We start from the raw sequence: 6,471 nt of genomic DNA on the forward strand, positions 1-6,471 counted from the left end.
AAATTTAGATGGTATGGAAGCTACGGAAGGTAGTTTAGATTATATGATTAAAAGTGAAATTGAAAATAATGAATTTCCAAAGGTGAATTTTTATAGAGATGATAATACGGTTTATACAAATAAAAAATTAGTTCAAAATGAAAAAAATAAAAATATAAAATTAACAGTAGATAAAGAATTACAAACTAAAATAAAAAAAGTAACATTAGACAAAAAATATGAGAAGTATGAAAATATAGGAGTAATTCTTTTAGAAAGTAAAAATGGAAAAATACGTTCATTAACTCAAAAGGATGAGAGTGAAGCAAATATTAATCTTGGAATGGAGGGTATTGGTTATGAACCAGGATCTATATTTAAACTTATAACCTACGGAATAGCTTTGGAGGAAGGTGTAATAACACCAGAAACTGCATACACATGCAGAGGGAAAAAATGTAAAAATGTATTCCATGGAAATATATCATCAAAAAAGGCATTAGTTGAATCTTGTAATGATATTTTTGGATATATAGGTGGAGAGCTTGGAAGTGAAGTTGTATTAGATTACTCTAGGAAACTTGGAATGTTTGAGAGGGTTTTAAATATTGATAGTAAAAATAAAAGTGAAGCAAAAGGAACATATATGAAAGAAGATGCTGGTGTAGATAATTTAGCTATTGGGCAAAGTATGACGGTAACACCTATTCAAATCACAGGAGCCATAAATACTTTCGTAAACGATGGTATATATATAAAGCCGAGTATAGTAGAAGGAATTACAGATTCAGAAGGAAATGTAATACAAGAGATGAAAAGTGAGAGTAAGATGATATTTAGCAAGCTTACTAGCGATATGGTGAAAGATGGAATGAAAGATGTTGTTTTATATGGAACAGGAGAGTTAGCAAAAGTTAATGGAAAAGAAGTTTATGGTAAAACAGGATCAGGTACATTTCAAAATGAGACTCACTGTTGGTTTACAGGTGCTTTTGAAATTGATGGAGTAAAATATACTATGAGTGTGGTTGTACCTAATGTAGAAGAAGAGAAAGGAAAAGTTGTAGGTGGAAGTACAGTTGCAGCACCTATATTTAGTGATATTGTAAAAGAATTAGAAAAATAAAAAGAAAAATTTTCAAAGTAAATATACTGTAAATTAAAAACCGTGTTTTCTGAAAAAACATGGTTTTATGCTTTTTATAAGAGAAAGTTTAAGGGGGGAAGTACATAGTATGATAGTAAGCACTATTAGGAGGCAAATAATGTTAGTAATATCTAATTTTATTGATTTGTTGTGTAGCACATTTTTTTTAACAGGCTATATTTCTAATAACAATACTTTTCCAACTCCATTAAATGAAAAAGATGAAGAAAAATACTTAAGATTATTAAAGAATGGAGATAAAAAGGCGAAAAGTATATTGATAGAAAAAAATTTAAGGTTAGTAGCTCATATAGTAAAAAAGTATTCATTTCCAAATAAAGATGTAGATGAGCTTATATCTATTGGAACAGTTGGTCTTATAAAAGCTATCGATTCTTTTGATGTCGATAAAGGAACACGACTTGCAACTTATGCATCTAGATGTATAGAAAATGAAATTCTTATGCTATTTAGAAACAATAGAAAGCAAAAAGGAGAAGTATATCTTCAAGATCCTATTGGAGTAGATAAAGAAGGGAATGAAATATGTTTAATTGATGTTTTAAGTAGTGAAAAAGACTCAGTTTTAGAGAAAGTGGAAAGTAATTTAGAAATAAAAGCACTTTATAATAAAATGGAGGATTCACTAAGTAAAAGAGAACGTGATATAATAATAATGAGATATGGATTAAGGGATGGAAAATGTAAGACGCAACGTGAAATTGCGACACTTTTAAACATATCAAGATCTTATGTTTCAAGGATTGAAAAGAAAGCTTTAAAAAAATTGTATAAGGTTCTATACTCAAAGAGTATGTAAAAGAATAAATCTCTCTTGAAAAGGAGGGATTTAATAGAGATGATGCTTACATAAGTATAGAACAATCTATCGGATAGGGGGACGTAATGTATTTATTAAATGAACTTTTAACAGAAACAGTAGTAAAAGGAGGGTCAGACCTTCATTTAACAGTTGGAGTTCCTCCAATGATTAGGATGAGTGGACATTTAAGAAAACTAGGGGAAGAGATATTAACAGCAGAGGATGTAAGAAATTTTGCTAAGGAGATACTAAAGGATAGATTTGAAGAATATGACGAGCATAAAGAAATAGATTTAGCATATTCTTTAGAAAATATGGGAAGATTCAGGGTTAATATATTTAAACAAAGAGGATCTGATGCAATAGCATTAAGGGTTGTAAATTCTAAAACACCAACTTTAGAAGCCTTAAATCATCCAAGTATATTAAAGGAACTATGCAAAAAAAGAAGAGGACTTATTTTAGTTACAGGACCAACAGGAAGCGGTAAGAGTACAACACTTGCTGCAATGATTGATGAAATAAATAAAACAAGAAATGAGCATATAATAACATTAGAGGATCCAATTGAGTATTTACATTCCCATAAAGAGTGTATTGTGAATCAAAGAGAAATAGGAAATGATAGTATAAGCTATAGCGAAGCATTAAAATCATTACTAAGAGAAGATCCAGATATTATACTAATAGGGGAGATGAGAGATCTAGAGACTATTAGTATTGCAGTTACAGCAGCAGAAACAGGGCATTTAGTGTTATCAACACTTCATACAATAGGTTCTGCCAAAACTATTGACAGGATTATAGACGTATTTCCAGTACATCAACAACAACAAATAAAAGTACAGTTAGCAGCTGTATTACAAGGTATAATTTCACAACAACTTATTCCAAACACAGAAGGAAAAAGATCAGCTGCTTTAGAAATAATGACTATAACACCAGCTATACAAAACCAAATTCGTGAAGGTAAAACACACCAAATTGAAGCTGGTATTCAAACAGGAGCATCAAAGGGTATGAAAACAATGGACATGGCTCTTGCAACATTAGTTAAAAATGGCGTTGTAGCATATGATGTTGCAAAGGATTATTCAGTAGATATGGAAATGTTTGATAGATTAATGAGGTATTAAAAGGTATTTAAAGGGATATAGATAAAATAATTAATAAACTATTAATTATTTTATCTATTATAAAAAGAGAATTACAAGGTATAATAAAAAGAGGATTTTTAAAAAAAGTAGGAGGTAAGGCTTTAAAATGCAAGAATTTTTAATTACAGCCGTAGATATAGGAACACATAAAATTTCAACATCAATGGGCTTTAGCAGAAAAGGTGAAGATGTTGAGATACTAGGAAGTTCTTGTGTTAATGTGCGTGGTGTAGAAAATGGGGTAATAGTAGATGAAGATAAATGTAGAATTTATTTTGAAGAAGCCTTGAGTAAGTTAGAAGAAAATACAGGAAAAAAAATAAATGATATATATATTGGATTACCAATTAATAATATTACACATTATGAAATACCAGCGCAAATAATGATAGAAGATATAGTAAAAGTAAAAGATGTAAAGAAAATATTAGATGAAGTTAAAGCAAAAGTTGAACCTAAAGAAGGATATGAAATAGTTGATATAATTATAAATTATTACAAGCTTGATGGGAAAAGTAGCATAAATACAGTAGTTTCAAAGAAAGGTGTTGTATTAGAATTAAACCTTTCAGTTATACAAGTAAAATTAGACGTTTTGAATACATACAGAAAGCTAGTTAAAGGAACTAAATATTCTATTAAAGGGTTTATAATAAATCAAATTGCATTAAGAAAAGTGTTTTTCTCAGAGAAAATGCTAAAGGAAGATTGTGCATTAGTACAAATTGGAAACGATGCTACTGAAATTTCAGTAATTGAGAGAAAAGGATTAAAAGAGCTTATATCAATACCACTTGGTGGAAAGAACATAACAAATGATTTGTCAATTTGTTTAGCGTTACCATTATTTGAGGCAGAAAGTATAAAGGAAACATTTAGTTCAAATTATAAAAGTGCTATGAAGGATAAAGGAACAAAAGAGGTTCTTATTAAGGGAAAAAATGTAGATAAAGAGCTTTTTTACAATGTATGTGAAGCAAGAATTGAAGAAATTCTTAATTATGTAAAAAATGAATTAAAAAAAGCTAGAAATTATAAGGATATTTGTAGTATAATTTTATGTGGTGACGCTATAGCCAATTTTGAAGGTATAAATGAGGTTGTACACCAAAAGTTTAGAGATAAAAAGATAATGCTCGCAACAAAAAATGACTTTGGAATGCAAAATATTTCAAATATTACTTCGTTAGCTATTGTTAAAGAGGTGCATGATAGGTTAGAATTAATATATGAAGAAAATTTAAACTTTACGAGACAGTTTAATGTGAAAGAGACAGATGAAGAGTCATATAGAAAAGAGAAAGAAAAAGTAGAGAGAAAAAAAGGTGAAAGTGAAAATAAAAGTATCATCGGAAAATTAAAAAGTTTTCTAGGAGATATGTTCTAAGGGAGGAATTAGTTTGTTAGATTTTGAAGTAGATATGCAAGAATTAACTAATATAAAGGTTATTGGATGTGGCGGCGGAGGAAGCAATGCTGTTAACAGAATGATAGTTGAAGGGCTTAAAAATGTTGAGTTCATAGCTATAAATACTGATAAGCAAGCTTTAATGTTATCACACGCAAATCAAAAAATCCAAATTGGAGATAAGCTTACAAAAGGTCTTGGTGCTGGAGCAAATCCAGAAATTGGACAAAAGGCTGCAGAAGAAAGTATAGAGGAAATAAAAGCTACTATAAAGGGAGCTAATATGGTATTCATAACTGCTGGTATGGGTGGTGGAACAGGAACAGGTGCTGCACCAGTAGTAGCTGAACTTGCTAAATCATTAGATATATTAACAGTTGGTGTTGTTACTAAACCTTTCCCATTTGAAGGAAAGAGAAGAATGAGACATGCCGAAATGGGTATAGCTAAATTAAAAGAAAAAGTTGATACATTAGTAATTATTCCAAATGAAAGATTATTATTAATGGCAGATAAAAAGACAACTTTATTAGATTCGTTTAAACTTGCTGATGATGTATTAAGACAAGGGGTTCAAGCAATCTCAGACCTTATTACAATAACAGGGGTAATTAATGCGGATTTTGCAGACATAAAAGCAGTTATGTTAAATAAAGGATTAGCACACATGGGTGTTGGTCATGGTAGTGGAGATAATAGAGCAGCAGATGCTGTAAGAGAAGCTATAGGTTCACCACTTCTTGAAACATCTATTGAGGGAGCTAGTGGAGTTATTTTAAACTTTACTGGTGGAGCAGACCTTGGAGCATTAGAAGTATATGAAGCTGCAGATGTTATAAGAGAGTCTGTTGACCAAGATGCAAATATTATATTTGGAGCAGTTATTGATGAAAGCTTAAATGATGAAATAAGAATAACTGTAATTGCAACAGGATTTGAAGAAGAAATGATGGCAGCAGAGCCAAAAGTTGAAATAAAAAAGGTTATTGAAAAGCCAGTGGTACAAGAAACAGCAACAGTAGCAAAAGAAGAAGTTGCTGTAACAGAAGAAAATACTAGTATTTCTGACGATTCATATGGAAATGATGTAGATCTTTCTATACCAACATTTTTAAGAAAAAGATAATAGGAAAAAGCCTTCTATCACAATGATAGGAGGCTTTTTTTATTTTAAAAGAAGTTTATTTAGATTTTTTAATTCATCAGAAGTTAAATATCTATATTCACCACTAGGTAAACTAGAAAGTTGAATATTTAAAATACGAATTCTAGTTAAAGAAATAACTTTAAAGTGAAAATGAAGACACATTCTTCGAATTTGTCTATTTAGACCTTGAGTTAAGGTTATTGAAAAGGTATCTTCTGAAATTCTTCTCAATTTGCAAGGTCTTGTTATAGTATCTAAAATAGGAACTCCATTAGACATAGAGGCTAGAAAATCATCAGAAAAAGGTCGATTAACTTTAACAATGTATTCTTTTTCATGATGATTTTCAGAATTAATTAAAGCATTTGCAAAATCACCATCATTAGTGAAAAGAATAAGTCCATTAGAATCCTTATCTAATCTACCAATCGGAAAGATGTATTTTGGATAATTTAAAAAATCTTGAATGTTATCCTTGCGAGAAGAATCTAAAGAACATAAAATGCCTACTGGTTTATTAAATGCTATATAAATAGGCGGTTCCTTCTTAAGGGGTATTCCATCTAATAAGATAGAGTCTGTTTCTTCAACCCACTGTCCCTCAAAGGCAAGCTCTCCATTTACACTAACACGATTATCTTTTATTAAGATATTTGTTTCTTTTCTTGAACAAATACCATAATTGCTAAAAAGTTTATTTATTCTCATTAATATAAAATCCTTTCTAATTAAATCTATATAGAAATATATAGGTTCTTTTAAAATTATAGCATAATATATATAAATTATATTTGTATAAAAAAATTGGGG

The 6,471-nt window shown here is 29.8% G+C and carries 6 protein-coding genes; 5 read left to right on the top strand and 1 reads right to left on the bottom strand.

What is annotated here, in order from left to right; all coding sequences use genetic code 11:
• From ACRC28_RS19010 to ftsZ, 5 genes are all read left to right on the top strand, one after another.
• Positions 1-1,105 (top strand): penicillin-binding transpeptidase domain-containing protein (locus ACRC28_RS19010; protein ID WP_438545028.1); only part of this gene is annotated, 1,105 nt, incomplete at its 5' end.
• A 139-nt stretch (positions 1,106-1,244) separates the two neighbouring features.
• Positions 1,245-1,946 carry an RNA polymerase sporulation sigma factor SigK gene (gene sigK, locus ACRC28_RS19015; protein WP_438545029.1) on the top strand — a complete coding sequence of 234 codons (702 nt, stop codon included), beginning with the start codon at positions 1,245-1,247 and terminating at the stop codon, positions 1,944-1,946.
• Positions 1,947-2,032: 86 nt separating this feature from the next.
• Positions 2,033-3,085: a type IV pilus twitching motility protein PilT gene (locus tag ACRC28_RS19020; RefSeq protein WP_438545030.1), complete on the top strand. Its 1,053-nt coding sequence runs from the start codon at positions 2,033-2,035 to the stop codon at positions 3,083-3,085.
• A gap of 127 nt (positions 3,086-3,212) precedes the next feature.
• Positions 3,213-4,493 carry a cell division FtsA domain-containing protein gene (locus tag ACRC28_RS19025; protein ID WP_438545031.1) on the top strand — a complete coding sequence of 427 codons (1,281 nt, stop codon included), beginning with the start codon at positions 3,213-3,215 and terminating at the stop codon, positions 4,491-4,493.
• Positions 4,494-4,506: 13 nt separating this feature from the next.
• A complete protein-coding gene (gene ftsZ / locus ACRC28_RS19030) occupies positions 4,507-5,640 on the top strand; it encodes a cell division protein FtsZ (protein WP_438545032.1) in 1,134 nt (377 codons plus the stop codon).
• 39 nt (positions 5,641-5,679) lie between these two features.
• On the opposite strand, the gene ACRC28_RS19035 is transcribed toward ftsZ, so the two are convergent.
• A complete protein-coding gene (locus ACRC28_RS19035) occupies positions 5,680-6,369 on the bottom strand; it encodes a pseudouridine synthase (protein ID WP_438545033.1) in 690 nt (229 codons plus the stop codon).
• Positions 6,370-6,471 lie beyond the last annotated feature (102 nt).

The sequence above is a fragment of the Clostridium sp. genome (assembly GCF_051650885.1).
Taxonomy (GTDB): Bacteria; Bacillota; Clostridia; order Clostridiales; family Clostridiaceae; genus Clostridium.